Annotated in this window: 26 protein-coding genes and 1 tRNA gene; 19 read left to right on the top strand and 8 right to left on the bottom strand. The window is 64.9% G+C overall.

Features of this window, described 5'->3' with window-relative positions; genetic code table 11:
- The first annotated feature begins 14 nt into the window (after positions 1-14).
- From ABD906_RS05810 to ABD906_RS05775, 8 genes are all read left to right on the top strand, one after another.
- Complete coding sequence (locus ABD906_RS05810) at positions 15-698, top strand: glutathione S-transferase N-terminal domain-containing protein (RefSeq protein WP_165277258.1); 684 nt, start codon at positions 15-17, stop codon at positions 696-698.
- The gene (gene queG / locus ABD906_RS05805; protein WP_165277257.1) at positions 698-1,852 is read left to right on the top strand and encodes a tRNA epoxyqueuosine(34) reductase QueG; all 1,155 of its coding nucleotides are present in this window, start codon (positions 698-700) and stop codon (positions 1,850-1,852) included. Before ABD906_RS05810 ends, queG begins: the two co-directional genes overlap by 1 nt.
- A 3-nt stretch (positions 1,853-1,855) precedes the next feature.
- Complete coding sequence (locus ABD906_RS05800; RefSeq protein WP_345098604.1) at positions 1,856-2,755, top strand: SDR family oxidoreductase; 900 nt, start codon at positions 1,856-1,858, stop codon at positions 2,753-2,755.
- Between the two features lie 69 nt (positions 2,756-2,824).
- Positions 2,825-3,838: a penicillin-insensitive murein endopeptidase gene (gene mepA, locus ABD906_RS05795; protein WP_165277255.1), complete on the top strand. Its 1,014-nt coding sequence runs from the start codon at positions 2,825-2,827 to the stop codon at positions 3,836-3,838.
- Positions 3,839-3,971: 133 nt separating this feature from the next.
- On the top strand, positions 3,972-5,006 hold the full coding sequence (locus tag ABD906_RS05790; protein WP_165277254.1) for a glucokinase: 1,035 nt from the start codon (positions 3,972-3,974) through the stop codon (positions 5,004-5,006).
- A 305-nt stretch (positions 5,007-5,311) separates the two neighbouring features.
- On the top strand, positions 5,312-7,090 hold the full coding sequence (locus tag ABD906_RS05785; RefSeq protein ID WP_165277253.1) for an ABC transporter transmembrane domain-containing protein: 1,779 nt from the start codon (positions 5,312-5,314) through the stop codon (positions 7,088-7,090).
- A complete protein-coding gene (gene dapB / locus ABD906_RS05780) occupies positions 7,090-7,902 on the top strand; it encodes a 4-hydroxy-tetrahydrodipicolinate reductase (RefSeq protein WP_165277370.1) in 813 nt (270 codons plus the stop codon). Before ABD906_RS05785 ends, dapB begins: the two co-directional genes overlap by 1 nt.
- Before the next feature lie 32 nt (positions 7,903-7,934).
- Complete coding sequence (locus ABD906_RS05775; RefSeq protein WP_165277252.1) at positions 7,935-8,555, top strand: 2,3-bisphosphoglycerate-dependent phosphoglycerate mutase; 621 nt, start codon at positions 7,935-7,937, stop codon at positions 8,553-8,555.
- 147 nt (positions 8,556-8,702) lie between these two features.
- Here the strand turns inward: ABD906_RS05775 and ABD906_RS05770 are convergent, their stop codons facing one another.
- The gene (locus ABD906_RS05770; RefSeq protein WP_165277251.1) at positions 8,703-9,449 is read right to left on the bottom strand and encodes a sulfate transporter family protein; all 747 of its coding nucleotides are present in this window, start codon (positions 9,447-9,449) and stop codon (positions 8,703-8,705) included.
- A gap of 154 nt (positions 9,450-9,603) precedes the next feature.
- On the opposite strand from ABD906_RS05770, the gene ABD906_RS05765 reads away from it, so the two are divergent.
- Positions 9,604-10,596, top strand: a complete 993-nt coding sequence (locus ABD906_RS05765) for a PfkB family carbohydrate kinase (protein WP_165277250.1) — start codon at positions 9,604-9,606, stop codon at positions 10,594-10,596.
- Between the two features lie 129 nt (positions 10,597-10,725).
- Here the strand turns inward: ABD906_RS05765 and ABD906_RS05760 are convergent, their stop codons facing one another.
- The 3 genes from ABD906_RS05760 to hrcA form a co-directional block, all read right to left on the bottom strand.
- Positions 10,726-11,358, bottom strand: a complete 633-nt coding sequence (locus ABD906_RS05760) for a trimeric intracellular cation channel family protein (RefSeq protein ID WP_345098603.1) — start codon at positions 11,356-11,358, stop codon at positions 10,726-10,728.
- A 286-nt stretch (positions 11,359-11,644) separates the two neighbouring features.
- Complete coding sequence (gene grpE / locus ABD906_RS05755; RefSeq protein ID WP_165277248.1) at positions 11,645-12,322, bottom strand: nucleotide exchange factor GrpE; 678 nt, start codon at positions 12,320-12,322, stop codon at positions 11,645-11,647.
- Positions 12,323-12,435: 113 nt separating this feature from the next.
- Positions 12,436-13,500, bottom strand: coding sequence for a heat-inducible transcriptional repressor HrcA (gene hrcA, locus ABD906_RS05750; RefSeq protein WP_165277369.1), 1,065 nt, complete (start codon positions 13,498-13,500; stop codon positions 12,436-12,438).
- A gap of 156 nt (positions 13,501-13,656) precedes the next feature.
- Here hrcA and rph point away from each other — a divergent pair, with 156 nt between their 5' ends.
- From rph to ABD906_RS05720, 6 genes are read left to right on the top strand one after another with little or no spacing between them, the layout of a single operon-like run.
- Positions 13,657-14,373: a ribonuclease PH gene (rph, locus tag ABD906_RS05745; RefSeq protein ID WP_165277247.1), complete on the top strand. Its 717-nt coding sequence runs from the start codon at positions 13,657-13,659 to the stop codon at positions 14,371-14,373.
- Between the two features lie 20 nt (positions 14,374-14,393).
- Positions 14,394-14,804: a VOC family protein gene (locus ABD906_RS05740; RefSeq protein ID WP_165277246.1), complete on the top strand. Its 411-nt coding sequence runs from the start codon at positions 14,394-14,396 to the stop codon at positions 14,802-14,804.
- Positions 14,804-15,448, top strand: coding sequence for an RdgB/HAM1 family non-canonical purine NTP pyrophosphatase (gene rdgB / locus ABD906_RS05735; RefSeq protein WP_165277245.1), 645 nt, complete (start codon positions 14,804-14,806; stop codon positions 15,446-15,448). Before ABD906_RS05740 ends, rdgB begins: the two co-directional genes overlap by 1 nt.
- The gene (hemW, locus tag ABD906_RS05730) at positions 15,445-16,605 is read left to right on the top strand and encodes a radical SAM family heme chaperone HemW (RefSeq protein WP_345098602.1); all 1,161 of its coding nucleotides are present in this window, start codon (positions 15,445-15,447) and stop codon (positions 16,603-16,605) included. The genes rdgB and hemW overlap by 4 nt, the downstream gene beginning before the upstream one ends.
- 15 nt (positions 16,606-16,620) lie before the next feature.
- Complete coding sequence (rsmI, locus tag ABD906_RS05725; RefSeq protein WP_345098601.1) at positions 16,621-17,529, top strand: 16S rRNA (cytidine(1402)-2'-O)-methyltransferase; 909 nt, start codon at positions 16,621-16,623, stop codon at positions 17,527-17,529.
- A complete protein-coding gene (locus ABD906_RS05720; RefSeq protein WP_165277242.1) occupies positions 17,510-17,896 on the top strand; it encodes a YraN family protein in 387 nt (128 codons plus the stop codon). Before rsmI ends, ABD906_RS05720 begins: the two co-directional genes overlap by 20 nt.
- A gap of 72 nt (positions 17,897-17,968) precedes the next feature.
- Here the strand turns inward: ABD906_RS05720 and ABD906_RS05715 are convergent, their stop codons facing one another.
- Positions 17,969-19,351, bottom strand: a complete 1,383-nt coding sequence (locus ABD906_RS05715; RefSeq protein WP_345098599.1) for a cytochrome P450 — start codon at positions 19,349-19,351, stop codon at positions 17,969-17,971.
- Between the two features lie 195 nt (positions 19,352-19,546).
- Here ABD906_RS05715 and ABD906_RS05710 point away from each other — a divergent pair, with 195 nt between their 5' ends.
- On the top strand, positions 19,547-19,738 hold the full coding sequence (locus ABD906_RS05710; RefSeq protein ID WP_165277240.1) for a hypothetical protein: 192 nt from the start codon (positions 19,547-19,549) through the stop codon (positions 19,736-19,738).
- A gap of 11 nt (positions 19,739-19,749) precedes the next feature.
- On the opposite strand, the gene ABD906_RS05705 is transcribed toward ABD906_RS05710, so the two are convergent.
- The 3 genes from ABD906_RS05705 to ABD906_RS05695 form a co-directional block, all read right to left on the bottom strand.
- Positions 19,750-21,966, bottom strand: a complete 2,217-nt coding sequence (locus tag ABD906_RS05705) for a PAS domain S-box protein (protein ID WP_345098598.1) — start codon at positions 21,964-21,966, stop codon at positions 19,750-19,752.
- Between the two features lie 227 nt (positions 21,967-22,193).
- A tRNA-Ala gene (locus tag ABD906_RS05700) sits at positions 22,194-22,269 on the bottom strand.
- A gap of 294 nt (positions 22,270-22,563) precedes the next feature.
- Positions 22,564-22,947, bottom strand: a complete 384-nt coding sequence (locus tag ABD906_RS05695; protein ID WP_345098597.1) for a TIGR02300 family protein — start codon at positions 22,945-22,947, stop codon at positions 22,564-22,566.
- A 243-nt stretch (positions 22,948-23,190) separates the two neighbouring features.
- Between ABD906_RS05695 and aroA the strand changes: the two genes are divergently transcribed.
- Genes aroA through cmk form a run of 3 tightly spaced genes read left to right on the top strand, consistent with a single transcriptional unit; the run spans position 23,191 to position 25,896 of the window.
- Positions 23,191-24,531, top strand: a complete 1,341-nt coding sequence (gene aroA, locus ABD906_RS05690) for a 3-phosphoshikimate 1-carboxyvinyltransferase (RefSeq protein WP_345098596.1) — start codon at positions 23,191-23,193, stop codon at positions 24,529-24,531.
- An 11-nt stretch (positions 24,532-24,542) separates the two neighbouring features.
- Positions 24,543-25,247: an SDR family oxidoreductase gene (locus tag ABD906_RS05685; protein ID WP_165277236.1), complete on the top strand. Its 705-nt coding sequence runs from the start codon at positions 24,543-24,545 to the stop codon at positions 25,245-25,247.
- Between the two features lies 1 nt (position 25,248).
- Entirely contained in the window at positions 25,249-25,896 is a 648-nt protein-coding gene (cmk, locus tag ABD906_RS05680) for a (d)CMP kinase (RefSeq protein ID WP_345098595.1), read from the top strand.
- Positions 25,897-26,034 lie beyond the last annotated feature (138 nt).

Raw genomic sequence — 26,034 nt, 5'->3', positions numbered from 1 at the left:
CCATGAGCCCTCGCATGCTGACGCTCTTTCATCATCCTCTCTTCGCTTCATGCCGGTTCGTGCGCATCGTCCTCGGTGAGTACGGCGAGGACGTCTCGCTCATCGAGGAGCGGCCATGGGCGAGACGGAAGGAGTTTCTGGCGCTCAATCCTGCGGGCACGATTCCGGTGCTGCTGGCGGAAGGGGATCACCCCGTCATCGGAGCGGTGCCCATCGTGGAGTATCTGGATGAAACACGCGGCGTGTTTCACCGGGAGCGCCGGCTGATGGCCGAGGATCCGTTCGCCCGCGCGGAGATCCGCCGCCTGATGGAATGGTTCCTGGTCAAGACCGAAAACGAGGTGACGAAGCACCTGGTCCGCGAGCGGGCGCTGAAGCCTCTGATGGGCGGCGAAGGTGCGCCGGACGCCGGCGCGATCCGCGCGGCGCGTGCCAACGTGCGCCAGCACCTCAAGTATGTGAACTGGCTGGCCGCCACGCGTGACTGGCTGGCGGGCCCAAGGATTTCCTACGCCGACCTTGCCGCCGCCGCGGCCTTCTCGATCCTCGACTACATGGGCGAGATCGAGTGGAGCGAATTCGAGGCAGCGCGCGACTGGTACAGCCGGATCAAGTCGAGACCGTCGTTCCGCCCGCTGCTGGCTGAACGGGTGCGCGGTCTCGCCCCGGCCTCGCACTATGCGGACATCGACTTCTGATGACTGAGACCCGCGCCCGGCCGAAGGATCGGCTGCGCGCCTTCATCGAAAGGGAAGCTTTCGCCGCCGGGTTCGACGCGGTCGGTTTCACCCACCCGGACGCCATCCCGCAGGCGGGGCCACGGCTTGCGGCGTTCGTCGCCGACGGCCGGCACGGCACGATGGAGTGGATGGCGGAAACCCTGGAGCGGCGGGCCTCGCCGCACGGGCTGTGGCCGGAAGTGCGCTCCATCGTCATGCTGGGCATGAACTACGGGCCGGATGGCAATCCGCTGGAACTGCTGCAGCGGAAGGACCGGGCGGCCATCTCGGTCTATGCCCGGCACCGTGATTACCACGATGTCATCAAGGGCAAGCTCAAGCAGATCGCGGGCAAGATCGCGGCGCGCACAGGCGGCGACGTGAAGGTGTTCGTGGACACGGCCCCGGTGATGGAGAAGCCGCTGGCGCAAGCCGCCGGGCTTGGCTGGCAGGGCAAGCACACCAATCTCGTCAGCCGCCCGTTCGGCTCGTGGCTGTTCCTCGGAGCGATCTTCACCACGGCGGAGATCGAGCCGGACGAGCCGGAGCGGGATCATTGCGGCTCGTGCCGCGCGTGCCTTGAGGCCTGCCCGACGCGGGCTTTTCCGGCGCCCTATCAGATCGACGCGCGGCGCTGCATCTCTTACCTCACCATCGAGCACAAGGGACCGATTGCGCGTGAGCTGCGGCCGCTCATGGGCAACCGGATCTATGGCTGCGACGACTGCCTGTCCGTCTGTCCGTGGAACAAGTTTGCGCAACAGGCGCGGGAGGTGAAGCTCCAGGCCAGGGATGACCTCAAGGCCCCGGAGATCGGTCAGTTCCTGACCTTCGACGATGCGGCGTTCCGCACGTTCTTCTCGGGTTCGCCGGTGAAGCGGATCGGGCGCGACCGGTTCGTCCGCAACGTGCTCATCGCGGCGGGCAATTCGGTCATGGGCGCGTTCATTCCCCAGTGCGAGCGGCTTCTGGGCGATCCGTCGCCGCTGGTGCGGGGTGCTGCCGTCTGGGCGCTGTCACGGCTGATGGATCCGGAGGCATTCGCTTCCCTGAAGGCGCGGATGTATGATGGCGAGACGGACCCGCAGGTCCGGGAGGAGTGGAGCGCAGGGCTTGCGCCGCAGGAGGAGTGATCCATGGACCAGACGCGCGTACTCATTCTCGGCGCCGGATATTCGGGACGGGTGATCGGACGGCGGTTGGCGGAACAGGGTGCGCTGGTGGCCGGAACCAGCCGGACGGCCGACAAGGCCGCCGCACTTGCGAAAGCCGGCATAGGTCCCTTCATCTATGCAGCGGGGGACATGACGCCCGACCTGCTTGAAACGGTTCGCGAAGCAAGCCACCTCATTGTTTCGGTCCAGCCGGACGAGGCGGGCGATCCGGTGCTGCGCGATCTTCGGGCGGCGGGCGTGAAGGCGCTGCCCAGGCTCAGCGGCATCATCTATCTCTCCACCGTCGGCGTCTACGGCGACCACGGGGGAGCCTGGGTGGATGAGGAGGCCGAATGCCGGCCGGTCTCACGTCGCTCGGCACAGCGGCTGAGGGCCGAGGCCGAATGGCAGGCGTTCGCGGATAACGTCGGGGCAGGGCTGGTGGTCTTCCGGCTGGCCGGGATCTACGGGCCGGGGCGAAATGCCTTCGTGAACCTCAGGAACGGGACGGCGAAGCGGATCATCCGGCCCGGACAGATCTTCAACCGCATCCATGTGGACGATATCGCCGGCGCGGTGGAGCATTTCATCCGCACCGGCGCGACGGGCATCTTCAATGGCGCGGACGATGAGCCGTCCCCGCCGCAGGACGTGGTGGAATATGCGGCGATGCTCATGGGCGTTGAGCCCCCGCCAGCGGTCGACTTCGACGAAGCGGAGCTCTCGCCGATGGCGCGCTCGTTCTATGCGGAATGCAAGCGCGTTTCCAACCGGAAGCTGCGTCAGCGCGGATACGAACTGGTCCATCCCGATTTCCGCAATGCGCTCACAATCATGTGGGAAACGGGTAGCTGGAAAGGGTTAACGCAGCCTTTACCATGAGGAAACCGTCGGGCTGTTAGGGTTGGCACACTTGTGTCCGTGTCACCCGTACGAAAGAGAGGGGCCCCAATGCGTCAGTTCCTGTACCGTCTAGCGTGTGCGTCTCTCGTTCTGTGCTCCGCGTTCGCCGCCAATGCCATGGCAGAACCGCTGGCAAAGGATCTGTTTGCCGCCCACCGGCTGCCGGCTGTGGCCGCGCCGCAGTCCATCGGCTTCTACTCCAAGGGTTGCGTAGCGGGGGCGATTGCCATTCCTCCGGACGGGCCGACCTGGCAGGTGATGCGGCTCAGCCGCAACCGGCGCTGGGGACACCCGGAACTCATCAAGCTTCTCGTCCAGTTCTCGCAAGATGCGGCGCGGGACGGATGGCGAGGCCTGCTGATCGGCGATATCTCGCAGCCGCGGGGCGGACCCATGTCGTCGGGACATGCCTCGCATCAGATCGGGCTGGACGCCGACATCTGGTTCTCGCCCATGCCGGCACAACGCATGACGGTTGAACAGCGGGAACGCGACGGCTCGCCTTCGATGCTGAAGAAGGGGTCGCTCTACGTGGACGACAGCCGCTGGACGCGCGCCCACGAGGCGGTGTTGCGGCGGGCGGCAAGCTATCCGCAGATCGAGCGCATCCTCGTTCATCCGGGCATCAAGAAGAAGCTCTGTGACACTGTGAAGGGAGACCGGAGCTGGCTGAGAAAGATCCGGCCCTACTGGGGGCACGATGCCCACTTCCATATCCGGATGAAGTGCCCTGCAGACTCGCCGGGCTGCAGGCGGCAGGATCCGGTGCCGCCGGGAGACGGCTGCGACAAGTCGCTGGCCTGGTGGTTCACCGAAGAGCCGTGGCGCCCGGCCAAGGGACCGGCCAAGCCACCGGCGCGCGACGTAATGACGATCTCGGCGCTGCCCAAGGAATGCCGGGCGGTGCTGGCCGCGCCGTCGCCAGCTTCGGAGGTGGCGGTGACCTATATGGGTGGTGGCGGTCCGTCGGCCCCCGTTGCGGCCAGCGCGGCGCAGGGCCTGCCGCTCATGTCGCTTCAGCCGCAAAGCATCCCGCTGCCGACGCCCCGCCCCATGCGGTGAGGCGGGCAGCGACAGTGCGTCGGGAACCATTATGTAAGTCATTGTTTTGGCACATTTGGACCGAGAGGATGGTGTTCCATCTCGCAGGCGAATGGGGTAATACGCGATGCGCATAACCTGAAGGCTTGTACCCATGGCGTCCCTTTCCGACCACAGCAGCATCATGGAATTCCCGATCCTCATAGGTGACATCGGGGGAACGAACGCACGGTTCGCCATCATCGTGGACGCTTATGCGGACGCGCGCGAGTTTCCGACGATCCAGACGGCGGATTTCGAGACGATCGACGACGCCATCCAAAGCGTGCTGGACCAGACCAACATCATCCCGAAATCGGCGATCCTGGCGGTGGCCGGGCCGGTCGAGGGCGACGAGATCGACCTCACCAACAGCAAGTGGGTGGTCCGCCCCCGCGAGATGATGGAAGGGCTCAACATCGGCGACATCGTCGTCCTCAATGATTTCGAGGCGCAGGCGCTTGCGGTGGTCGCACTCGGCGAGGAACATCTGGAGAAGATCGGCGGCGGGCCGGCGGCGACCGCTGGCAGCCGAGTGGTGCTCGGGCCCGGAACGGGGCTTGGCGTTTCGGCTCTGCTGCACGCGCGCCGCGTGTGGATCCCGGTGCCCGGCGAGGGCGGGCACATCGACCTGGGGCCGCGCACGGAACGCGAGATCGAGATCTTCAGACACCTTGAGAAGGTGGAAGGGCGCGTTTCCGCCGAGCAGGTGCTTTGCGGCCGCGGCATCGTCAAACTTTACCGCGCGGTCGCCAGGGCCGACGGCAAGGAGCCGACGTTCTCCAAGCCGGAGGAAATCACGGCCGCGGGGCTCGACCGCTCGGACGAGACCGCCAGCGAGACGCTGGACCTGTTCGTGACGTTTCTGGGACGCGTCGCCGGCGACCTGGCGCTGATCTTCATGAGCCATGGCGGCGTGTATCTCGCCGGCGGCATCTCGCAGCGCATCCTGCCGGCGCTCAAGACCGGGCTCCTCCGGGAGGCCTTCGAGGACAAGGCCCCGCACAGCGAGGTGCTGCACGAGATTCCGATTTTCGTCATCACGCATCCGCGCGCGGCAATTGTCGGCCTTGCCGCCTATGCCCGGACGCCCGCACGCTTTGGCGTCAACACGACGGGGCGGCGGTGGAAACGGGGCGAGGTGCTCTAGAGCCATTCAGGTTTTCACGGAAACCCTGAATGGCTCCGGCCATTTGTTCGCTCGACTTCCGGGGAAGCCCGGTTTCCACTTTTCGTGGAACCGTTCACGCTCAATCGGTTCAGGGCCCGAATGCAGGATTGCGGTAAGGCTCATCAACCGCTAAGGCAAACGCGAAATGGCAGAGCAATTCGGTCTGCCGACAGTTCAACGCATTCCCGAGGAGTTTGCTTCGGGAACTGCAGTTTCAGGGCTTTGGACCGTTGTCTCGAAAGAGCAAGCAAGACAGACCCGGGTCGGATGAAGTCATCGCCATAATGCGCCGCGTCATCGGCGAGAATGGCCGGGAGTTCATGTCCCACTACGCGCTTGCCGCGTTCTTCATGGTCGTGATCGCTGCAACCACGTCCTTCTCGGCCTGGATCATGCAGTCGATCGTGGACGATGTGTTCGTCCGCCAGCGGTGGGATCTGCTCGGCTGGATCTGCGGGGCGGTTCTCTTGTCATTCATGCTGCGGGGATTTGCAACCTACGGGCAGAACGTGCTGCTCGCCAAGGTGGGCAACAATATCGTGGCGCGCTACCAGCGGCGGCTGTTCGACCACCTGATGCAGCTCGACATGGGCTATTTCTCCGGCGCGCATTCCGGACAGTTGGCGGCGCAGATCGCCCAGAACGTGACGGGCATCCGCGATCTGCTCAACATGACGGTGACGGCGGCGGCAAGGGATTTCATCTCGCTCATCGGCCTGATCGCCGTGATGGTCTACATGGACCCGGTGCTGTCGCTCGCCGCATTCCTCATCGGCCCGCCGCTGATCTTTTCGGTCAATTACCTGATGCGCCGACTGCGCACGGTCACGCGCGAGTCCGTCGAGATCAACTCGCGCCTGCTCGGCGCCATGCAGGAGGCCGTGCAGGGCATCGCGGTGGTCAAGGCCTTCACAATGGAGAAGGTGCTGGCCCAGAAGATGGCCGGCCTGATCGACTATGCCGAAAACCGGTCCAACAAGATCGCCCGGGTGTCCGAGCGGCTGGGGCCGATCACCGAATTCCTCGCGGGTGCGGCGATCGCGGCGGTGCTTGCCTATGCCGGCTGGCGCGCCTCGACGGCGGCGGAGCCGCCCGGCTCCGTGTTCGCCTTCATCACGGCGCTGCTGCTCGCATACGATCCGGCGCGGCGGCTCGCGCGCGTGCAGGTCAACATCGAGCGGGCGCTGGTCAATGCGCGGATGATCTACGAGATCCTCGATACGCAGCCCAAGCAGCGGGACAATGCGGGCGCGAAGCCCATTCGCGTGACGGACGGCGGGGTGGAGTTCGACAAAGTGCGCTTCTCCTACAAGGAGAACGTTCCGGTACTGCGTGGCGTGAGCTTCCGTGCCGCGGCCGGGAAGACGACCGCAATCGTCGGCCCCTCTGGCGCGGGCAAGTCCACACTGTTCGCACTGCTGCAGCGGTTCTATGATCCCGACAGCGGTGTGATCCGCATCGACGGGCAGGACATTGCCGGCGTCACCAAGCAGTCGCTCCGGCAGTCGATCGCCTATGTCTCGCAGCATCCCTATCTGTTCGAGGGGACGATCCGCGACAATATCCGCTATGGGCGGCCGGACGCGACCGATGCGGAGATTGAGGCGGCGGCGCGGCTCGCCAATGCCGAGGAGTTCATCCTGCAGCAGCCGCAGGGCTACGACACGCTGATTGGCGAGAACGGCGTGACGCTGTCGGGCGGGCAACGGCAGCGCATCTCCATTGCCCGCGCCATCGTGCGCAACGCGCCGATCCTGCTCCTCGACGAGGCAACCTCGGCGCTCGACAACGAATCGGAAGCGAAGGTGCAGCAGGCGCTGGACCGCGTGATGGACAAGCGGACTACGCTGGTCATCGCGCACCGGCTATCCACGGTGGTGAACGCCGATCACATCGTTGTGCTGGAAGATGGCCTTCTGGTGGAAGAGGGCACACACGAGGATCTCGTGCGCCAGGACGGGCTTTACGCCCGGTTTTACCGTATGCAAACGGAAAAGGCTCACAGCCTGCTCGAGGGTGGAGAGCAAAACTCGGACGAAACGATTCCGACGGAGGAACGATGATGGGCGACATGGGCCTTGTGGTGGTGGGCGCTGGCGGCCGCATGGGCCAGACGCTCATTCGCGTGATCCACGAAATGGACGGCGTGCAGCTTGCCGGCGCGGTCGAGCGGCCGGGCTCTCCGTCGCTTGGGCGCGATGCGGGTGAAGTGGCGGGCGTGGGGACGCTCGGCGTCGCCGTGACGGACGATCCGCTCGCCGCCTTCGCCAAGGCCGATGGGGTGCTCGACTTTACCACTCCCGCCGCATCCGTCGAATTCGCGGGCTATGCCGCGCAGGCCCGTATCGTGCACATCATCGGCACGACGGGGCTTTCATCCGACGACGAGGCGAAGATCGCCGCAGCCGCCCGCCATGCGACCATCGTCAAGTCCGGCAACATGAGCCTTGGCGTCAATCTGCTGGCGACGCTGGTGAAGCAGGCGGCGAAGGCGCTTGCCGCGGCAGATTTCGACATCGAGATCATGGAAATGCACCACCGTCACAAGGTTGACGCGCCGTCCGGCACGGCGCTGCTGCTGGGGCAGGCAGCGGCCGAGGGCAGGGGCATCGGCCTCGCCGAGAGCAGTGTGCGCGTGCGCGACGGCCACACCGGCCCGCGCCAGACGGGGACAATCGGCTTCGCCACGCTGCGCGGCGGCTCGGTGGTCGGCGACCATTCGGTGATCCTCGCCGGCACGGGTGAGCGCATCACGCTGTCCCACCACGCGGAGGACCGCTCCATTTTCGCCCGCGGGGCCGTGAAAGCCGCCCTGTGGGCGCGGGACAAGAAGCCCGGTCTCTACTCCATGCTCGACGTGCTCGGGCTGGCCTGAATTCTATCAACCACCTGCATTGAGGATACAGTATGTCGGGAACTCTCATTCTGGTCCGCCATGGCCAGAGCGAATGGAACCTCAAGAACCTGTTCACCGGCTGGCGCGACCCGGATCTGACCGAGAAGGGCGTCGAGGAAGCGATTGCCGCCGGCCAGCGTCTGAAGGCCAAGGGCATCAAGGCTGATATCGCCTTCACGTCGGCGCTGACGCGCGCGCAGCGGACGCTCGGCCTGATCCTCAAGGAGCTTGGTCAGGAGTCGCTCGAGACCATCCGCGACGAGGCGCTGAACGAGCGCGACTACGGCGACCTTTCCGGTCTCAACAAGGACGATGCCCGCGCCAAGTGGGGCGAGGAGCAAGTGCACATCTGGCGCCGCTCCTATGACGTGCCTCCGCCCGGCGGCGAGAGCCTGCGCGATACGGGCGCCCGCGTGTGGCCCTACTACATGACGGAAATCCTGCCCCGCGTGCTGCGCGGCCAGACCGTGCTCGTCGCTGCGCATGGCAACTCGCTGCGTTCGCTGATGATGGTGCTCGACCGCCTGAACAAGGAGACGATCCTCAAGCTGGAGATCGAGACGGGCGTGCCGATCGTCTACCGCCTGAATTCGGATTCCACCGTGGCCAGCAAGGAAGTGCTGCACGGGTAGTTCGGGCGCCCCTCATGGCGAACCCCTCGAACCATGAGGGGCTGAAGCATCCAATCGATCTTCCTCGTGGGGCGCCCGGATTACCACGAGGAGGATCCAGCGCTGTCGGCCCGGCGGCGGCAGGTTCAGCTTCCAGAGGAAGTCGTTTCAGTTGACGCTGCGGGCGTCCAGCAGCTCCTCGCCGGCGCGCGATCGCTCCCTGGGCGAGGTGAGGGCCTTGTAGAGGTGCATCATCATGGCCGCTCCGAAGAGCGGGGTCAGCAGGTTCAGGATCGGCACCGACAGGAAGGCGGCGATGACGAAGCCGGCCAGGAACACGGTGCCGGCATGGCGGCGCCGCAGTGCGCGGGCCTCGGCTTCCGGCACGAAACGCATCGCGGCGAACTGGAAGAATTCGCGGCTGAGCAGGTAGGCATTCACCACAAAGAACGCGATCAGATTCACGCCCGGCATCAGCAGAAGCAGCAGGGCGATGATGTTGCCGAGGATGACCACGCCCATGAACTTCACCGAGAGGATGAGCGACGGGCCGAGCGGCACGGCTTTGCCAGGCGGATCCTGCGGATAGGTGTCGCGCTCGACCGCCTCCGCGATCGCGTCCAGAAAGACGCCGGCGACGACTGCCGAGACCGGCGCTATGAGCAGGGCAAGGCCCAGCGCCAGACCTACGCCCGCGATGAAGGCGGCAACCAGGCCCAGCCAGCCGACCCAGCTCGGCATGCCGGGCAACAGCTGGTCTATCCAGGGCATGGCGAAGTAGTCGAACAGTTCCTTCGCGCCGAACCAGCAGCCGACGAGCAGCAGAAGGGTAAGGCCGAGGGTTCTGAAGAACACGCGTCGGAAGGGTGGCGTGAAGAGCTGGCTGATCGCCAGGCGCGCTGCATCGAAGATCATTCAGGTCACCCTTTCGGCTGGCACATGCCATCCGCAAATAGGAGCGCATTGCGGCCGGCGCAAGCGGGAAGGGCCTTTCCTTTTGCCTGCAAAATACTCTAAACCCGTATCCAAAGTTTGCGCCCCCTGCCTGTACGACCGGGAGATTTCCTGCATGAGCGAATACGACGTTCTCTGCATCGGCAACGCCATCGTCGACATCATTTCCCGCTGCGAGGAATCCTTCCTGGTCGAGCACCGGATCATCAAGGGCGCGATGAACCTGGTCGACGCTGACCGGGCCACCTTCCTCTACGACAAGATGGGGCCCGCGGTGGAGACCAGCGGCGGCAGCGCGGCCAACACGGCGGCCGGGCTGGCTGGATTCGGCGGCCGGGCAGCCTATCTCGGCAAGGTGGCCGACGACATGCTGGGCGAGGTGTTCCGGCATGACATCCGCGCCCAGGGCGTGGCCTTCGACACGCCTTCGCTCAACGGCTTTCCGCCGACGGCGCGCTGCATGATCTTCGTGACGCCGGACGGCGAGCGTTCGATGAACACTTATCTCGGCGCCAGCACCCAACTCGGGCCCGTGGACGTGGACGAGGAGAAGGCCAGGGCGGCCAAGGTCACGTATTTCGAGGGGTATCTGTGGGATCCGCCGCAGGCGAAGGAAGCCATCCTGCGCTGCGCGAGCATTGCTCACGCGGCCGGGCGGGAGGTGTCAATGACGTTGTCCGACCCGTTCTGCGTGGACCGCTATCGCGACGAGTTCCTGGAGCTAATGCGCACGGGCAAGGTGGACATCGTCTTCGCCAACGAACAGGAGGTGAAGTCGCTCTACCAGACCGCTTCGCTGGAGGCCGCTGTGGAAGCCTATCGCGCCGATTGCAGGCTCGGCGTCGTCACGATGGGCGCAAAGGGATCGGTCATCGTGCGTGGCGGGGAGACGGTACATGTGGAGCCTCTCGCGGTCGAGAGGGTGGTCGACACCACCGGCGCGGGCGACCTCTATGCGGCAGGATTTCTGTTCGGCTACACGCAGGGTTTCGACCTCGGGCGCAGCGGCAGGCTCGGCTCGCTCGCAGCGGGGCTCGTGATCCAGCAGATCGGTCCCCGGCTGCAGGCCAGCCTCAAGGATGCGGCCATCCAGGCGGGGTTGCTTTAGGGTTCAAGCATCGCACCTTTCAGGGTGAGCTTGTCCGAACGACGAAGGGGTGCCCACCGAATCCCCTCATGCTACGCTGGCGCTCCCTCACCGCGCTCACCATGAAGGGGCGGGCCGAGATGCTTCGGATCAGTCGATTTCCTCCGGCCGGCGACCCGGGCGCGGCTTGTAGCGCGGGAAAGTCCAGCCGAACTTCAACGCGCCGCCGCGGATCACGAAGGCTGCCGTCATGGCGATCAGTGCGTCGATGACGGGCGGGAAATCGGCAAACTCGGTGAGCGTGAACACGCCCGAACCCACCAAAGCGGCGGTCACATAGATTTCCGGGCGGAGGAGCACGGAAGGCTCGCTCGCAGGAAGGTCGCGCAGCACGCCGCCGAAGGTGGCGGTCAGAACGCCGGAAATGATGGCGATCACCGGAGAGCCGGTTACGTCCATGCCCTTGGCCGCGCCGACGGCGCTGTACAGGGCAAGGCCGATGGCGTCCAGCCAGAGCAGCAGCTTGTACCGGGATTCCACGAGATGGGCCGTGAAGTAGACGAACACCGCTGCGACAGTGCAGACCAGCACATAGTCGGTGTTGACGACCCAGAATACCGGCACGCCAAGGACGAGATCGCGCACGGTGCCGCCGCCCGTGCCAGTCACACAGGCGAGGAACAGGAAGCCGATGATGTCCAGCTGCTTGCGGGAGGCCGCGAGCGCGCCGGTGGCCGCGAAAACCGCCACGCTGGCATAGTCGATCACCTGGAACAGGGTCATGGAGGCTCCCTTGCATCCGTGCGCCACCGTGCCTCCGGGTAAAGGCAAGGTGGAGATCAGCCGTCGCCATCAGGGGTAACGGATGTGCGTCGGAAAGGGAAGCGGGGGGAAAGAATTGGGCAACTGCGCTTGCTTGGGCAGGCATATGCCTGGGCAGGTTCGTGCCTCAACGGGTTCGCATCGCGCAGGCCCGCGCCTCGGCAGGGTCGGCATGAGGGAAGAAAAGCGGGACAAAGAAAAAGGGCCGGCACGGCGCCAGCCCTGGCGAACCCTGTGACGGTGTCCGTTACTTCGCTTCCGTTCCGCCGGCACCATCGGCAGCGCCGTTCGCGGAGGGCTGCTCGGCGGGAGCCGCCTTCGGGCCGCCGGTGGAGACACCAACCAGCGCGGGGCGCAGGACACGCTCTCCGATCACGTAGCCAGCCTGGACGACCTGGACGACCGTGTTGGCCGGAACCTCCGGATTGGGAACCTCGAACATGGCCTGATGGAAATTCGGGTCAAAGCGCTGGCCCTCGGCAGCTTCGATGCGTTTCACGCCATGCCGCTCCAGCGTGGAGAGCATCAGGCGTTCGGTCATTTCCACGCCCTCGATCAGGGCCTTCAGCCCATTCTCACCGGATTCGCGGGCTTCCGCAGGCACGGCCTGCAGCGCGCGCTGAAGATTGTCGCTCACGACGAGCATGTCGCGCGCGAAATTGGCAATGCTGAAGGCGCGGGCGTCGGCCACGTCGCGCTGGGTGCGGCGGCGAAGATTTTCCATCTCCGCCGCGAGACGCAGCGCGCGGTCCTTCAGCTCCTCGTTCTCGCGGGTGAGCTTCAGCAGGACGTCCTCCTCGGTCACTTCCGGGGCGGCCGATTCCTCTGGGGCGTTCGCGGCTTCATTCGCCGCGGCAGCGTCCACGACCGTTTCCTCGGTCTGGTTTTCTGCCGTTGCGGATTGGTCCTTCGGGTTCGTGGTCATTGCCTATCCGTTATGGGTCTCTGGTAAGTCAGCCCGGATATCGAGCTTCGCGACCGCAAAATCAAGGGGCGGTCATCCTTCGCGACCGAGAGCGGGTCCGATTCGCTTCCTTCTCAGCGCAGCATCCGGCCGATCAGCTGGGCAGTGTAATCCACCATCGGAACGATGCGGGCGTAGTTCAGCCGCGTGGGGCCGATGATGCCCAGAGCGCCGATGATGCGCGCGTTCTGGTCGCGGTAGGGCGCCACGATCAGCGAGGAACCGGACAGCGAAAACAGCTTGTTCTCCGAACCGATGAAGATGCGCACGCCGGGACCTTCCTCCGCCAGCTCCAGAAGCTGCACGAGGGATTCCTTGGTCTCCAGTTCCTCAAACAGATGCTTCAGCATCTCAAGATCGGTCTGGGCCATGGCGTTTTCGAGCAGATTGGCCCAGCCGCGGATGATGAGCTGCGGAGCGCCCGTCTCGCGGCCCGTCCAGATGGCGAGGCCCTGGTCCACGAGCGACTGGGACAGCGAATCGAGCGCCCGGCGGGCTTCCTCGCGCAGACGCTCCATCTCCGTCCGGGCCTCGGTCAGGGTCAGGCCGCGGATGTGGGCGTTGAGGTAGTTCGAGGCCTCCACGAGCTGCGAAGCCGTCACGCCCGCGGGCAGGTCGATGATGCGGTTCTCGACGTCGCCGTTCTGCGAGACGAGGATGGCCAGCGCCTTGCCCGGCTCGAGCTGGATGAACTCGATATGCTTCAGCGGCGCGTCTGACTTGGCGGCCAGCACCATGCCGGCGCCGCGGGAAAGGCCCGACAGCAACTGGCTCGCTTCCGTCAGCATCTGCTCCAGAGACTGCTTGCCGCTCGCGACGATCTGCGCTTCGATGACCTTGCGCTCGTTTTCCGACAGGTCGCCGAGTTCCATGAAGGCATCGACGAAGAAGCGCAGGCCCTGCTGCGTGGGAAGGCGCCCGGCGGAGACGTGCGGGGAGTAGATGAGTCCCAGATGCTCGAGATCCGCCATCACGTTGCGGACGGTGGCCGGCGAAAGCTGCTGGGGCAGCCGGCGGGCCAGGTTTCGCGAGCCGAGCGGGTCACCCTCTGCCAGGTAATTCTCGACAATGAGGCGGAAAATTTCCCTCGACCGTGCGTCCAGCGACTGAAGCGTTGGCTCTGTGACTGGCTTCGTCATGGTCTTTTTGGCCTTCAATGTCTTCATTCCAGGCTAAGCTCGTATCACCCAACCGTGTGCAGAGATATGGTGACGAAAAATCTTTGCGTCCATAGAAATGGAAAGCTACAACCCGCGCAACACCCTGTTCACATGCTTATCTGAAAGGCCTGTTCCATGCGACCATCGAAACGGCAACCGGACGAAATGCGCGCCATAAGCTTCGAGCGCGGCATTTCCAAGCACGCAGAAGGTTCGTGCCTCGTGCGGTTCGGGGATACGCACGTGCTCTGCACCGCGAGCATCGAGGAGAAGGTGCCGACCTGGTTGCGGAACAGCGGCAAGGGCTGGGTCACCGCCGAATATGGCATGCTGCCGCGTTCCACGGGCACACGTATGCGCCGCGAGGCTTCTTCCGGCAAACAGGGCGGCCGCACGCTGGAAATCCAGCGGCTGATCGGCCGCAGCCTGCGCGCGGTGGTCGATCTGGAAGCGCTGGGCGAGGTGCAGATCACCGTGGACTGCGACGTGATCCAGGCGGATGGCGGTACGCGCACGGCGTCGATCACCGGTGGTTTCATCGCGCTGCACGACTGCCTGTCGTGGATGCAGGCCCGGCAGATGATCAAGCTCGACAAGGTTCTGAAGGATTATGTCGCGGCGGTTTCCTGCGGCATCTACGAGGGCGTGCCGGTGCTTGACCTTGACTACGACGAGGATTCAGCGGCGGAAACGGACGCCAATTTCGTGATGACCGGCAGCGGCGGAATCGTCGAGATCCAGGGCACGGCCGAGGGCAAGCCGTTCACCGAGGAACAGTTCCAGGAGCTGGTGGGCCTCGCCCGCAAGGGAATCGCACGCCTCATCGAACTTCAGAAGATGGCGGTCGGCTGATCGCCGGAAGGAGCGCAGCCATGCAGCCCGCCGCCGTCCTTGAATCCGCCCTTTACGTGACCGACCTTAGGGAGGCCGAACGGTTTTACACGGAGGTGCTCGGCCTGGAGGTCATCGCCAGGGCGGAAGGGCGGCATGTGTTCTTCCGGTGCGGCAAGGGCGTCGTGCTGCTGTTCAATGCAGACGCGACGGAAATCCCGCCCGCGCCGGACGCCAAGCTGCCGGTGCCGCCGCATGGCGCGCGGGGACCCGGGCACCTCTGCTTCGCGGCAACCGGCGAGGAGATCGAGCGCTGGAAAGAAAGCCTAACGGCATCGGGCGTGGCGATCGAGGCGGAGCTTGAATGGCCGAATGGTGGCCGATCGATCTATTTCCGCGATCCGTCAGGGAATTCGCTGGAATTCGCGGAACCTTCCATCTGGAAACTCTGATGAGACAAATCGAAAACAGGAAACTGATCCTTGCCAGCCACAACCGCGGCAAGCTGAAGGAATTTGCCGAACTGCTCGCGCCGTTCGGCTACGAGATTCAGTCGGTGGCCGATCTCGGGCTGCCGGAGCCGGAAGAGACTGGCACGACCTTCGAGCAGAACGCATATACGAAGGCCTACGCCGCGGCGAAGGCGACGGGCCTGCCGGCGCTGTCAGACGATTCGGGCATCTGCGTGGATGCGCTCGACGGCCAGCCGGGCGTCTACACGGCGGACTGGGCGGCGAAGCCGGACGGTTCCCGCGACTTCGGCATGGCGATGCAGAAGGTGGAGGATCTGCTGCAGGAGAAGGGCGCGACCGCGCCCGAGCAGCGGCGGGCCCATTTCGTGGCGGTGCTGTGCCTGTGCTTCCCCGATGGCGAAGCGGAATACTTCCGCGGCGAGGTGCATGGGACGCTGGTCTGGCCGCCGCGCGGCGAGCTCGGCTTCGGCTATGATCCGGTGTTCCTGCCGGACGGCTACGACCGCACCTTCGGCGAGATGAGCTCGGAAGAAAAGCATGGCTGGAAGCCGGGTGACGAGCATGCGCTGTCGCATCGGGCGCGGGCCTTCCAGCTGTTTGCGAATGCGCGACTGAGCAAATGAATCCGAACGATGACGAGGCAGGCTTTGGAGTCTACGTGCACTGGCCGTTCTGTGCGGCCAAGTGTCCGTATTGCGACTTCAACAGCCATGTCCGTCACAAGCCGGTGGACCAGCCGCGCTTTGCCGCGGCGTTCCTGCGCGAGATGGAGCGGATGCGCGAGCGGACCGGCCCGCGCACGGTTTCCAGCATCTTCCTGGGCGGCGGCACGCCATCGCTGATGGAGCCGGCTACTGTCGGCGCTGTGCTGGATGGTGTGGCGAAGTTCTGGACGGTCGCCCCGGACGCGGAGATCACACTTGAGGCCAATCCGTCCTCGGTGGAGGCGAACCGGTTCCGCGGCTATCGCGCGGCGGGAGTGAACCGCGTTTCGCTCGGAGTGCAGGCGCTCAACGACCGCGACCTGCGATTCCTCGGACGGCTGCACAATGTCGAAGAGGCGCTCTATGCCATCGGGCTTGCGCGCGAGATCTTTCCCCGCATGTCGTTCGACCTGATCTACGCCCGGCCGGGGCAGACGGCTGAAGCATGGGCGGCAGAGCTCAAGCAGGCGATCGGCCATGCGGTCGATCACCTGTCGCTCTACCAGCTCACCATCGAGGAAGGCACGGCTTTCCACGGGCTTTACAAGGCAGGGAAGATCGACATTCCCGATCCGGACCATGCCGCGCAGCTCTACGAGATCACGCAGGAGGTGACGGCGGCACACGGGCTTCCGGCCTATGAGGTTTCCAACCACGCACGGCCGGGATCGGAAAGCCGGCACAACCTCATCTACTGGCGCTACGGCCAGTACGTCGGGATCGGGCCCGGCGCGCACGGGCGATTCGTCGAGGACGGTCGGCGGGTCGTGACCTTCACCGAGAAGATGCCGGAGGCATGGCTTGAGCGGGTCGAGTGCGAGGGAACGGGGGTCGTTGACGGCGAGGTACTGACGCGCGAGCAGGAGGCTGACGAGTTCCTGCTGATGGGGCTGAGGCTCGTGGAAGGCATCGACCTCGACCGGTTCGAGCGGCTGGCAGGACGGCCCCTGGATTGGGAGCGCGTGCGCCTGCTCCAGGACGAGGGGCTAGTGGAGCCGGTCGGCAACTCGCGGCTGAGGGCAACGGCCGCGGGCATGGTTGTGCTTGATGCGCTGGTGGCGGAGCTTGCCCGGTGAAACGGAGGTGATCCGGTGACAGAGGATCAGGAAATACGCAGCTTCGTCATTGGCGGAACGGTCATTCCGGCGCGGCCGCTGGAGCCTGCCATCTATCTCGTGGCGACACCGATCGGCAATCTCGGCGACATCACGATCCGGGCGCTGGAAACACTGGCGGCGGCGGACGTGGTGGCCTGCGAGGACACGCGGGTGACGCGCGTCTTGCTCGAACGCTATGGCATCCGGCGCAGGATGATCGCCTATCATGAGCACAACGAGACGGAAGCCGCGGCGCGGCTCGTTGCCATGGTGCAGGACGGCAAGAGCGTGGCGCTTGCCAGCGATGCGGGGACGCCGCTCGTCTCCGATCCCGGCTATCGGGTGGTGCAGGAGGCGATCCGGCAGGGCGTGCGGGTGGTGCCCGTTCCGGGCGCCTCGGCGGTGCTGTCTGCCCTGACGGTTGCGGGGTTGCCGACGGACGCCTTCCTTTTCGCCGGGTTTCTGCCCACCAAGGCGGGGCAGAAGAAGGCTCGGCTTGAAGAACTCGCAAGGGTTCCGGCCACGCTGGTGTTCTACGAATCTCCGCGGCGGACGGCCGATACGCTTGCGCTGATGGCGGAGGTGCTGGGCAACCGGCACGCCGTGGTGGCGCGGGAGCTTACCAAGACCTTCGAGGAAGTGCGGCGGGGGACGCTGCCGGATCTCGCCGCGCATTATGCGTCGGCCGGCGATCCCAAGGGCGAAGTGGTCTTGTGTGTGGCGCCGGCAAGCGACACAGTGGGGCACAGCGAGGAGGACACAGACCAGCTGTTGCTGGAGCTGGCCGCGGAAATGCCGGCGGCCAAGGCGGCGGGGGAGGCTGCGCGCATGACGGGACGCAAGAAATCGGAACTCTACCAGCGGCTGTTGGAGCTCAAGTCCAATGCCGGCGGCGAAGGCTGACGGGCGGGCGCGCCGGCAGAAAGCCTATCGCAAGGGGCTCGCCAGCGAATGGCTGGCGGGCCTCGCGCTCATGCTCAAGGGCTACCGCATTGCCGCGTGGCGCTACCGCACGCCGCTCGGGGAGATCGACCTGATCGCGCGGCGCGGCGATCTGGTGGCGATCGTCGAGGTGAAGGCGCGGCCGACGCTCGAGCAGGCGATGGAGGCGGTGGGGCCGGTCACACAGCGGCGGATCGACGGTGCGGCGACGCTCTGGCTTTCCCGGCAGAAGGATCAGGCGCGGCTCAGCCTGCGTTACGACCTCGTGGCCGTGCTGCCGTGGAAGTGGCCGGTACATGTCGAGAATGTGTTTCAGGGGCGCGGGTAGAGGCGGGAAGCCGATAGTCCTCATGCTTCGGCAGGCTCAGCACGATGCTTCGACGAACTCGGCATGGGAGCGCTAACGCCGCGTCACGCGCATCGGCAGGCCGCCTTCCGGCTGGGTGGTGAGCTTCTGGACGGGCCAAGGGCGGGTTTCGGGCACGAGCTCGAAGCGGTAGCGGGAAAGCAATACGGCCAGTACGATCATTGCCTCCTGCATGGCGAAGCTCGCGCCGATGCAGACGCGCGGGCCCGCACCAAAGGGCAGGTATTGGAAACGGCCAATCTTGTCGCGGTTTTCCGGATAGAAGCGGGACGGGCGGAAAGCCTCGGGATCGTCCCACAGCTTGCGGTGGCGGTGCACGGTCCAGGGCATGACGAGCACCTGTGTGCCGCGGCGGATCTCCAGATCCCTGTAGCGGTCGTCCTCGATCGCCTCGCGGTTGATGGAGGGCGCCGGCGGGTAGAGCCGCAGGGCTTCCTCGAAGGAGGCGCGGGTGAGCGGCATGGCGTCCGGCCATTGCACGGGATCGAGGCCAGAGGCGATGATGCCATCGATCTCCCGTTCAATGTGCTCGCGCTCGGCAGGCAGGTTGGCGAGACAATAGATGGTCCAGCCAAGCGCCCGGGCGGTGGTCTCATGACCCGCGCCGATGAAGGTAATGATGTTGTCCTCGACCTCTCCGCGGGTGAGACCCTCCGGCCCCTGCGCGCGGAGCAGCAGGGTCAGAAAGTCCTCGGGCACATCCGCGCCGCGCTCAAGCTTCTCCTGACGCATGCGCATGGTCTCGGCGACGATGCTGCGGAAATAGGCGAGCGACTTGCGGCCGAGGATGCGGGTGATCCGCGGGATCCAGTCCGGCGCGCCGAGCAGGTCCAGGGGGTCGACGCGGCCCATCGTTTCGAAGAGGCGGTCGACCTGGGCGGAGAAGTCGTCGGGATTGCCGGCGATCTCGCCGGAGAACAGAGTCTCAGCCAGTATGTCGAAGGTGAGCATGGTCATGTCGCGGGAGACGTCGACCACTTCGCCGATTTTCTCCTCGTAGCGCCGGGCAAACTTCTCCGCCTCCCGCAGCATGGGTTCGGCGAAGCCCGCGATGTGACGGGGCGTGAAGACCGGCGCCATGGCCCTGCGGGAACGTCGCCAGATCTCGCCTTCGGCGGTGAGAAGCCCGTCACGCAGGATGGGGCGCAGGATCTTCTGGCGGACACGGGCCATCCGGTAGTTCTTCGCATTGTCCACGAGCACATGGCGGATGAGGTCGGGGTCGTTGGCGATGACCAGCGGGCCACCGAGACCGCCGCTGATGGAGATCCACGGTTCGTTGTAGGAGGGCTCGCCCCACAGCTCGAGCGGATTACGGTAGACGATCCGCATCATCTGGAGCGTCGACGGCGGAGTCTGGCGCGGCGATGGCGCAGGCGGCCTGAACGAAAGGACTTTTCCAGCCGGTATGTCCATTACGCTCTCCCCAGGTTCATCCGATTGGGTGTGCCCATCCACCTGACCAATATTGTCCCAATCAATGAAGCAGTTGCAAAAATAGATAAATTGTGAAGTTTCTCCTGATGGTGCTAACTGGCATGGTGGTTACACCAGATAACGAAAGATGGGGCTGCTTCCCTCCCTGGCGCAGCCCGATCCCGGGAGCCACGAATGGAAAGTGACTTCGCTGCAGCAAAGGTGCTTCTGGAGCTCGCAAGAGAGGAACTTCGGGGACCGGACCCCACCAGCGAAAAGATGCGATATGCCATCGACCTTTTCATTGAAGCGATCATCATGGCACAGCACCGACAGGTTTCCGGGGAGATCATCCCCTTTCCGGGCTCGTCCTCCGGCGGCGAATGATGCCGCCACGGTCAGCTGTTTCGTCTAGCCGACGCATCGGTCTGGCGGGCCAGGTGCCTTACCACCTGGCACACCTGGTCGATCGTGAAGGGCTTGCGCACCAGCTGGATCGAGTCGAAGCCTGAGGGAAGTTCGCTCCGTCCGTAGCCCGAAAGAAACGCGAAGGGGATGGACCGGGCCTGGAGAGCTGCCGCTATGTCTTCCACGGGCTCGCCCGCCAGATTGGCGTCGAGCAGCGCGAGGTCGAACTGTCCCGCGCGCACGAGGGCCTGCGCCTGCGCCGCCGTGGCGGCCGGACCGACCACGCTGCAGCCCATCTCTTCCAGAGTCGTGACCAGGTCGAAGGCGATGGCGGCCTCATCCTCGATGACCAGGACGCGCGGGGCGTTCTCGTTGGCGGGTGGTCCGGGAGGCGCGGAGAGGTCCCCGGCGCGAGTGACCGAACCCAGATCCAGGGGCTGGGACGCGCCCGCAAGCGGTAAACTGATCTGACACTGCAGGCCGGCCGGATCATAAACCAGCGACACGTCGCCATCATGGGCGACAAGGCTGCGGCGTATCAGTGTAGTGCCCAGGCCAGTGGTGACTGGCTCCGTGACTTCCGGCCCGCCTTTTTCCACCCAGTGAAGGACGACGCGGGGCCAGTCCCTGTCCGATCCGTCGATGCTCCAGTACACGGAAAGTGTGCCACCGGGCTTCGACAGGGCGCCGTGGACGAGGGCATTCGTCGACAATTCCTGCAGGACAAGCGACAGGTGGAGGGCAAGCTGCGGTTCCAGCAGAACCGACGGCCCGGACACCTGCACCCCGGTGCCGGGAGGAACATCCGCCTCGACCCGTTCGCGAACGATAGTTTCGAGTTCCGCGCCGCGCCACATGTTGCGGGACAGGAGGTCGTGCGTCTGGCTCAACGCGACGATGCGCCGGCTCAGGTTCGCGGAAAATTCCGTCGGGGAGGAGGCCAGACGCGCCGTTTGATTCGCGAGCGACTGCACGGTGGCCAGCGTGTTCTTGACCCGGTGGTTGAGTTCCTTGATCAGGCCGCGCTGGATCTCTTCCGCGCGCCTGCGCTCGGAAATGTCGCGGGCGATCTTGGAGGCGCCGACGACGCGGCCCAGGCAGTCGCGGATCGGGGAGACCGTCAGGGAAATCTGTATCCTGCGGCCATCGCGGGTAAGGCGCTCCGTCTCGAAATGGTCGATCCTCTCGTTGTTGCGCAGCCGCCGCAGAATGTTTTCCTCCTCCGCCAGCCGCTCCGGCGGGATGATCCGGGTGATGGACTGCCCGATCATCTCGGAGGGTAGGTAACCGAAGATTTCGGTGGCGCCGGCATTCCAGGTCTCGACGATGCCGTCCAGTGTCTTGCTGATGATCGCATCGCGCGAGGAGTTGACGATCGCCGACATGCGCGACGTATGGAGCTCTGTCTCATGCGAGGCTTTCGCCTCGAGCAGGATCGTGACGGCTCCGACGGCGCGGCCATCGCGATCCCTGATCACCGACACGAGCGGCTGGACGCGCACCCTGCAGCCATCGTGGCTTTCCCCGATGATCTCGCGCAGATGATCGGACACCGGCTTGCCGTTGAGGATGAGGGCAGTCGGACCCCTGTCTTTCGACAGCGGTTCACCGAACGCATTGTAGATGTTGCGGAAAGGGCTCCATCTGTCGGTATCGGGGCCGGGCACGAAACCGCACAGGTCGATGGCTGCCCTGTTGCAATGGACGATCCTGCCGTCCGAATCGATGGCGTAGGCGGGGGCGGCGAGCAAATCGATCAGCGCGTGAAGTCTGGTGCTTGGCGGAAGGGCGCCATCTTCCGCTGGAGACGACTCAGGCACCGGCTGAATGTAGGCCGCGACTCCGGCCAGCAGGCCCTGGCCGTCAAACAGCGGTTCCGCTGTGAGCAGCGCGGTGAAGCGCGCACCATCCCGGCCAGCCAGCCGAACCGGGATCTCCCGCTCTGCCGCTCCGCTTGCGATCGATCTGGCGACGGGGGTTTCGGACCATGGAATTGGGCCATGCTGATTCTCGCACGCGACGAGGTCGGCAAAGGGCTCGCCGGGCGCCAAGGAGGGAAAGAGCCTTGCCGCGGCAGCGTTGCCATAGCGAATAACACCGGAGGTGTCGCAGCAGAGAACAGGCAGGGGAACAAGATCAAGAGCCTGCAGGGAAGGAAAGTCGTGCCCGAGCACCGTGGTGACGGCAGCTTTCAATTGTTTCGGCACATGCTGTCTCCATCCCCATCGGCGCAGCAGGATGCGGCACCTGTTGCTTATTGCCTTCCGATTGTGCGGAATTGCTCACGCGCGGACAGAACGCCAATCCATAGGAATTGTTCCGGAAAGAACAATTATGCGCAATTCGCGCATCAACCGATCAGGCTTCCGGCGGGCGACAGAACAGCATGATAATGCCGTCAAGCCAGAAGAATGCGAGAGAAGAGAGGAGAATTTGGTGGAGCCAAGCGGGATCGAACCGCTGACCTCTTGCATGCCATGCAAGCGCTCTCCCAGCTGAGCTATGGCCCCGTGTCACTCTTGCGAAGCAGCGTCGCCGCTCGTGACGTGAGGGCTTCTAGCGTCGCCTGAACGCATAATCAAGCCCCCTTTTTGCAAAAATTTTGAGTTGTTATTCACAACCCTGTCTTTGCAGGCCCCGACGTCACGATGCGGGGCCGGTCGGAGCGGTCTGCGGTCCCGGTAGAACCCGCGGCAGCTCCTGAATTTCGTGTTGCGGTTCCCTGCCGAAAACGGGTTTCCCGGTTTTCCGAGAACCGCTCGCTCCCGGAGGCAGCGCTTCCGGGAAACGGACTCATTCAGCTTTTATCGCTCGTCGTCCTCGTTGCTGACGCCGATGATGCCGGTAACGTCGTCCTCGTCTTCCTCGTCCTCGAGGAAGGTGTCGTCGTCATCGCCGAGGTCGACCTCATCGTCGCCAAGGTCCGGGATCACGTCGTCGTCGGCCGGGATGACGTCGTCATCGCTATCGTCATCCAGAGGCACCATGTCCGCCGCATCATCATCGTCCAGCGGCTTCTGATCGAGTTCTTCCTCATCCTCGACCTGGGACTCCGTGGCGGTCTCGAAGTAGCTCCGCGGGTAGGAGATCCCCGTGTATGGAGACACGATCGGATCCCTGTTCAGGTCGTAGAATTTGCGCCCCGTTTCCGGGCAAATGCGCTTGGTGCCAAGTTCGGGTTTAGCCACCGTAATGCCTCTTGGGTTTGTTGGGCTTAGTCATCCGCCTAAGATCGGGCGAGAGCGCCCAACCGGATAGTCGCCATCGGTATTTTGCACCCCATACTCACAGAACTTGACGCTGTAAAGACTTCATGGCGATGCGGCGTAACATGCGTTGCGCCTTGGCTTGCCGCATGCTGCAAGCTGGGGGATGACCGGGCGGCGGCGGCGTGATAGACGCAGCTCAACGAGGGTTTTCCGGAGACGTTCATGAGCGAAAGCCAGCAGCCCCGCCCCGCCACCAGCCACAGATCGGACGGCCTGACGGGTACCGTCCGTGTGCCGGGCGACAAGTCCATCTCCCACCGCGCATTTCTGTTTGCCGGCCTCGCGGCCGGGCAGAGCCGCATCACCGGCCTTCTCGAAGGAGAAGACGTGCTGCGCACGGGCGAGGCGATGCGGGCCATGGGCGCGGCAATCCGGCGTGAGGGCGATGCCTGGATCGTCGATGGGGTGGGCAACGGCTGCCTGCTCGAACCGGACCACGACCTGGATTTCGGCAATGCGGGAACGGGCTCGCGGCTGACGATGGGTCTCGTCGGCATATATGACATGAAGGTGCGGTTCGTGGGCGATGCCTCGCTATCGCGCCGGCCGATGGCGCGGGTGCTCGAGCCGCTGCGCCAGATGGGAACGCAGGTGCTGGAGGCTCAGGAGGGCGGCCGGCTGCCGATCACCCTGCGCGGGCCGCGGCATGCCGCGCCGATCACCTACCGCGTGCCGGTGCCGTCGGCGCAGGTGAAATCGGCGGTGCTGCTCGCGGGGCTCAACACGCAGGGCATCACGACTGTCATTGAGCCGGTCATGACGCGTGACCATACGGAAAAGATGCTGGCCGGGTTCGGGGCGGCGATCGAGGTCGAGACGGATGCCGAAGGCGCACGTCACATCCGTCTGCAGGGGCAGGGCAAGCTCATGGGCCAGGTGCTGGAGGTGCCGGGCGATCCGTCTTCAGCCGCGTTCCCGTTGGTGGCCGCGCTGATTGCGCCCGGGTCCGAGATCGTGATCGAGAATGTGCTGCTCAATCCGACGCGCACGGGCCTCATCGAGACGCTGGTCGAGATGGGCGCCGACATCGAGGTCATGAACCCGCGGATGGCGGGCGGCGAGGAGGTCGCGGATCTGCGGGTGCGCTCCTCCGATCTCAAGGGCGTCGAGGTGCCGGCGGAGCGCGCGCCTTCGATGATCGACGAGTATCCTGTGCTGGCGATCGCCGCGAGCTTCGCCGAGGGCGAGACGCGAATGCCGGGCCTTTCGGAACTGCGTGTGAAGGAATCCGACCGGCTGGCGGCCGTGGCCGCCGGGCTCAAGGCCAATGGTGTGGAGTGCACGGAGGGCGAGGATTTCCTCGTCGTGCGGGGTGTGCCGGGCGGCAGGGGACTGGGTGGAGGAAAGGTCGAAACGCATCTCGACCACCGCATCGCCATGTCGTTCCTGGTGCTCGGACTTGCCACGGAAAAGCCGGTCACGGTGGACGACACGTCAATGATCGCCACCAGCTTTCCCGAGTTCCTGCCGCTGATGCAGAGCCTCGGGGCCGACATCCAGTAGGGAGCACAACAATGTCAGAGAAGAAAGTGGCCATGGTCATAGGCGGAGGGAGCGGCATGGGCGCCGGGGCGGCGCGCAAGCTTGCGGAGGACGGTTTTGCCGTTGCCATCCTCTCTTCCTCCGGAAAGGGCGTGACACTGGCGAAAGAGCTGGGCGGCCTGGGGTTCCAGGGATCCAACCGCTCGGTCGAGGATCTCGAGCGCTTCACGCAGGCGGTGCTCGATCGCTACGGCCGGATCGACGCGGTCGTCAACAGCGCCGGCCACGGCCCGAAGGGCGAGATTCTCGCGATCAGCGACGAGGACTGGCAGACGGGCATGGAGTTCTACCTTCTCAACGTGGTGCGGATCGCGCGGCTGGTCACGCCGGTGATGCAGGCGCAGAAATCCGGCTCCATAGTGAACATCTCGAGCTATGCAGCCGTGGAGCCTGAGGAGGCCTTTCCCACTTCCGCCGTGTTCCGCGCGGGGCTGGCAGCCTTCACCAAGATCTTCGCGGACAAGTATGCCGCCGACAATGTGCGCATGAACAACGTGCTGCCCGGCTTCATCGACAGCCTGCCGGAGAAGGAAGAGCGCCGCAGCCGCATCCCGATGGGACGGTACGGCACCACCGAGGAGGTGGCGGAACTCATTTTTTTCCTGGCGTCGGATCGGTCGAGCTACATCACCGGCCAGAACATTCGCGTCGACGGCGGCATCACAAGGTCTGTCTGATATGCAGCAAGACGTCATCACCATCGCAATCGACGGCCCGGCCGCGTCGGGCAAGGGCACGCTGGCCCGGCGCATTGCCCAGCGCTACGGCCTCAACCATCTCGACACCGGCCTGTCCTACCGGGCCGTGGCGAAGGCGCTGCTCGACGCGGGACAGCCGCTCGAGGACGAGGAAGCCGCAGTGGCCGCGGCGAAGGCGGTGGACCTCTCCAAGGCCGATCCTGAGGTTCTCTCGGCCAATGAGATCGGCGAGGCGGCCTCCAAGGTGGCCGTCATTTCCGCCGTGCGCCGCGTGCTCGTCGAAAAGCAGAGGGCCTTCGCCCAGACGCCGCCCGGCGCCGTGCTCGACGGGCGTGACATCGGCACCGTGGTTTGCCCCGACGCCGATGTGAAGATCTATCTGACGGCCGATGCGAAGGTGCGGGCAGAACGGCGCTGGCGCGAAATCGTGGCGAAGGGCGGGAACGTCGAATTTGCGGCCATCCTGGCCGACATCGAGCAGCGCGACCGGCGCGACATGAACCGGGTCGACAGTCCGTTGAAGCCCGCGGACGACGCGCACTTGCTTGACAGCAGCAAAATGGATATAGACTCCGCGTTTCTCGCGGCTTGTGGCATTATCGATAACGCTCTGGCTTCGAGGAAATAAATCAGTCGGAGGTCGCTGCCGTTCCTCACGGATCGGGCAGCTATTTCCATAGGAACCGGGTCTGCCAGCATCCTTCGCGCCGGAAACGCCGCCTTTGCGGCGAAGCCCATGAAGGGCCGGATGCCAGGCGGGCCGAAC

Source organism: Chelativorans composti (genome assembly GCF_039541695.1).
GTDB classification, from domain to species: Bacteria; Pseudomonadota; Alphaproteobacteria; order Rhizobiales; family Rhizobiaceae; genus Chelativorans; species Chelativorans composti.
Note: the sequence above shows the minus strand (reverse complement) of the source record. Positions and strands in the feature narration are given on the sequence as shown.

What these genes read in the sequence shown, in the direction of transcription:
- ABD906_RS05810 (WP_165277258.1), top strand. Translation starts at nt 15, where the DNA reads ATGCTGACGCTCTTTCATCATCCTCTCTTCGCTTCATGCCGGTTCGTG.
- queG (WP_165277257.1), top strand. Translation starts at nt 698, where the DNA reads ATGACTGAGACCCGCGCCCGGCCGAAGGATCGGCTGCGCGCCTTCATC.
- ABD906_RS05800 (WP_345098604.1), top strand. Translation starts at nt 1,856, where the DNA reads ATGGACCAGACGCGCGTACTCATTCTCGGCGCCGGATATTCGGGACGG.
- mepA (WP_165277255.1), top strand. Translation starts at nt 2,825, where the DNA reads ATGCGTCAGTTCCTGTACCGTCTAGCGTGTGCGTCTCTCGTTCTGTGC.
- ABD906_RS05790 (WP_165277254.1), top strand. Translation starts at nt 3,972, where the DNA reads ATGGCGTCCCTTTCCGACCACAGCAGCATCATGGAATTCCCGATCCTC.
- ABD906_RS05785 (WP_165277253.1), top strand. Translation starts at nt 5,312, where the DNA reads ATGCGCCGCGTCATCGGCGAGAATGGCCGGGAGTTCATGTCCCACTAC.
- dapB (WP_165277370.1), top strand. Translation starts at nt 7,090, where the DNA reads ATGGGCGACATGGGCCTTGTGGTGGTGGGCGCTGGCGGCCGCATGGGC.
- ABD906_RS05775 (WP_165277252.1), top strand. Translation starts at nt 7,935, where the DNA reads ATGTCGGGAACTCTCATTCTGGTCCGCCATGGCCAGAGCGAATGGAAC.
- ABD906_RS05770 (WP_165277251.1), bottom strand. Translation starts at nt 9,449, where the DNA reads ATGATCTTCGATGCAGCGCGCCTGGCGATCAGCCAGCTCTTCACGCCA.
- ABD906_RS05765 (WP_165277250.1), top strand. Translation starts at nt 9,604, where the DNA reads ATGAGCGAATACGACGTTCTCTGCATCGGCAACGCCATCGTCGACATC.
- ABD906_RS05760 (WP_345098603.1), bottom strand. Translation starts at nt 11,358, where the DNA reads ATGACCCTGTTCCAGGTGATCGACTATGCCAGCGTGGCGGTTTTCGCG.
- grpE (WP_165277248.1), bottom strand. Translation starts at nt 12,322, where the DNA reads ATGACCACGAACCCGAAGGACCAATCCGCAACGGCAGAAAACCAGACC.
- hrcA (WP_165277369.1), bottom strand. Translation starts at nt 13,500, where the DNA reads ATGACGAAGCCAGTCACAGAGCCAACGCTTCAGTCGCTGGACGCACGG.
- rph (WP_165277247.1), top strand. Translation starts at nt 13,657, where the DNA reads ATGCGACCATCGAAACGGCAACCGGACGAAATGCGCGCCATAAGCTTC.
- ABD906_RS05740 (WP_165277246.1), top strand. Translation starts at nt 14,394, where the DNA reads ATGCAGCCCGCCGCCGTCCTTGAATCCGCCCTTTACGTGACCGACCTT.
- rdgB (WP_165277245.1), top strand. Translation starts at nt 14,804, where the DNA reads ATGAGACAAATCGAAAACAGGAAACTGATCCTTGCCAGCCACAACCGC.
- hemW (WP_345098602.1), top strand. Translation starts at nt 15,445, where the DNA reads ATGAATCCGAACGATGACGAGGCAGGCTTTGGAGTCTACGTGCACTGG.
- ABD906_RS05720 (WP_165277242.1), top strand. Translation starts at nt 17,510, where the DNA reads ATGCCGGCGGCGAAGGCTGACGGGCGGGCGCGCCGGCAGAAAGCCTAT.
- ABD906_RS05715 (WP_345098599.1), bottom strand. Translation starts at nt 19,351, where the DNA reads ATGGACATACCGGCTGGAAAAGTCCTTTCGTTCAGGCCGCCTGCGCCA.
- ABD906_RS05710 (WP_165277240.1), top strand. Translation starts at nt 19,547, where the DNA reads ATGGAAAGTGACTTCGCTGCAGCAAAGGTGCTTCTGGAGCTCGCAAGA.
- aroA (WP_345098596.1), top strand. Translation starts at nt 23,191, where the DNA reads ATGAGCGAAAGCCAGCAGCCCCGCCCCGCCACCAGCCACAGATCGGAC.
- ABD906_RS05685 (WP_165277236.1), top strand. Translation starts at nt 24,543, where the DNA reads ATGTCAGAGAAGAAAGTGGCCATGGTCATAGGCGGAGGGAGCGGCATG.
- cmk (WP_345098595.1), top strand. Translation starts at nt 25,249, where the DNA reads ATGCAGCAAGACGTCATCACCATCGCAATCGACGGCCCGGCCGCGTCG.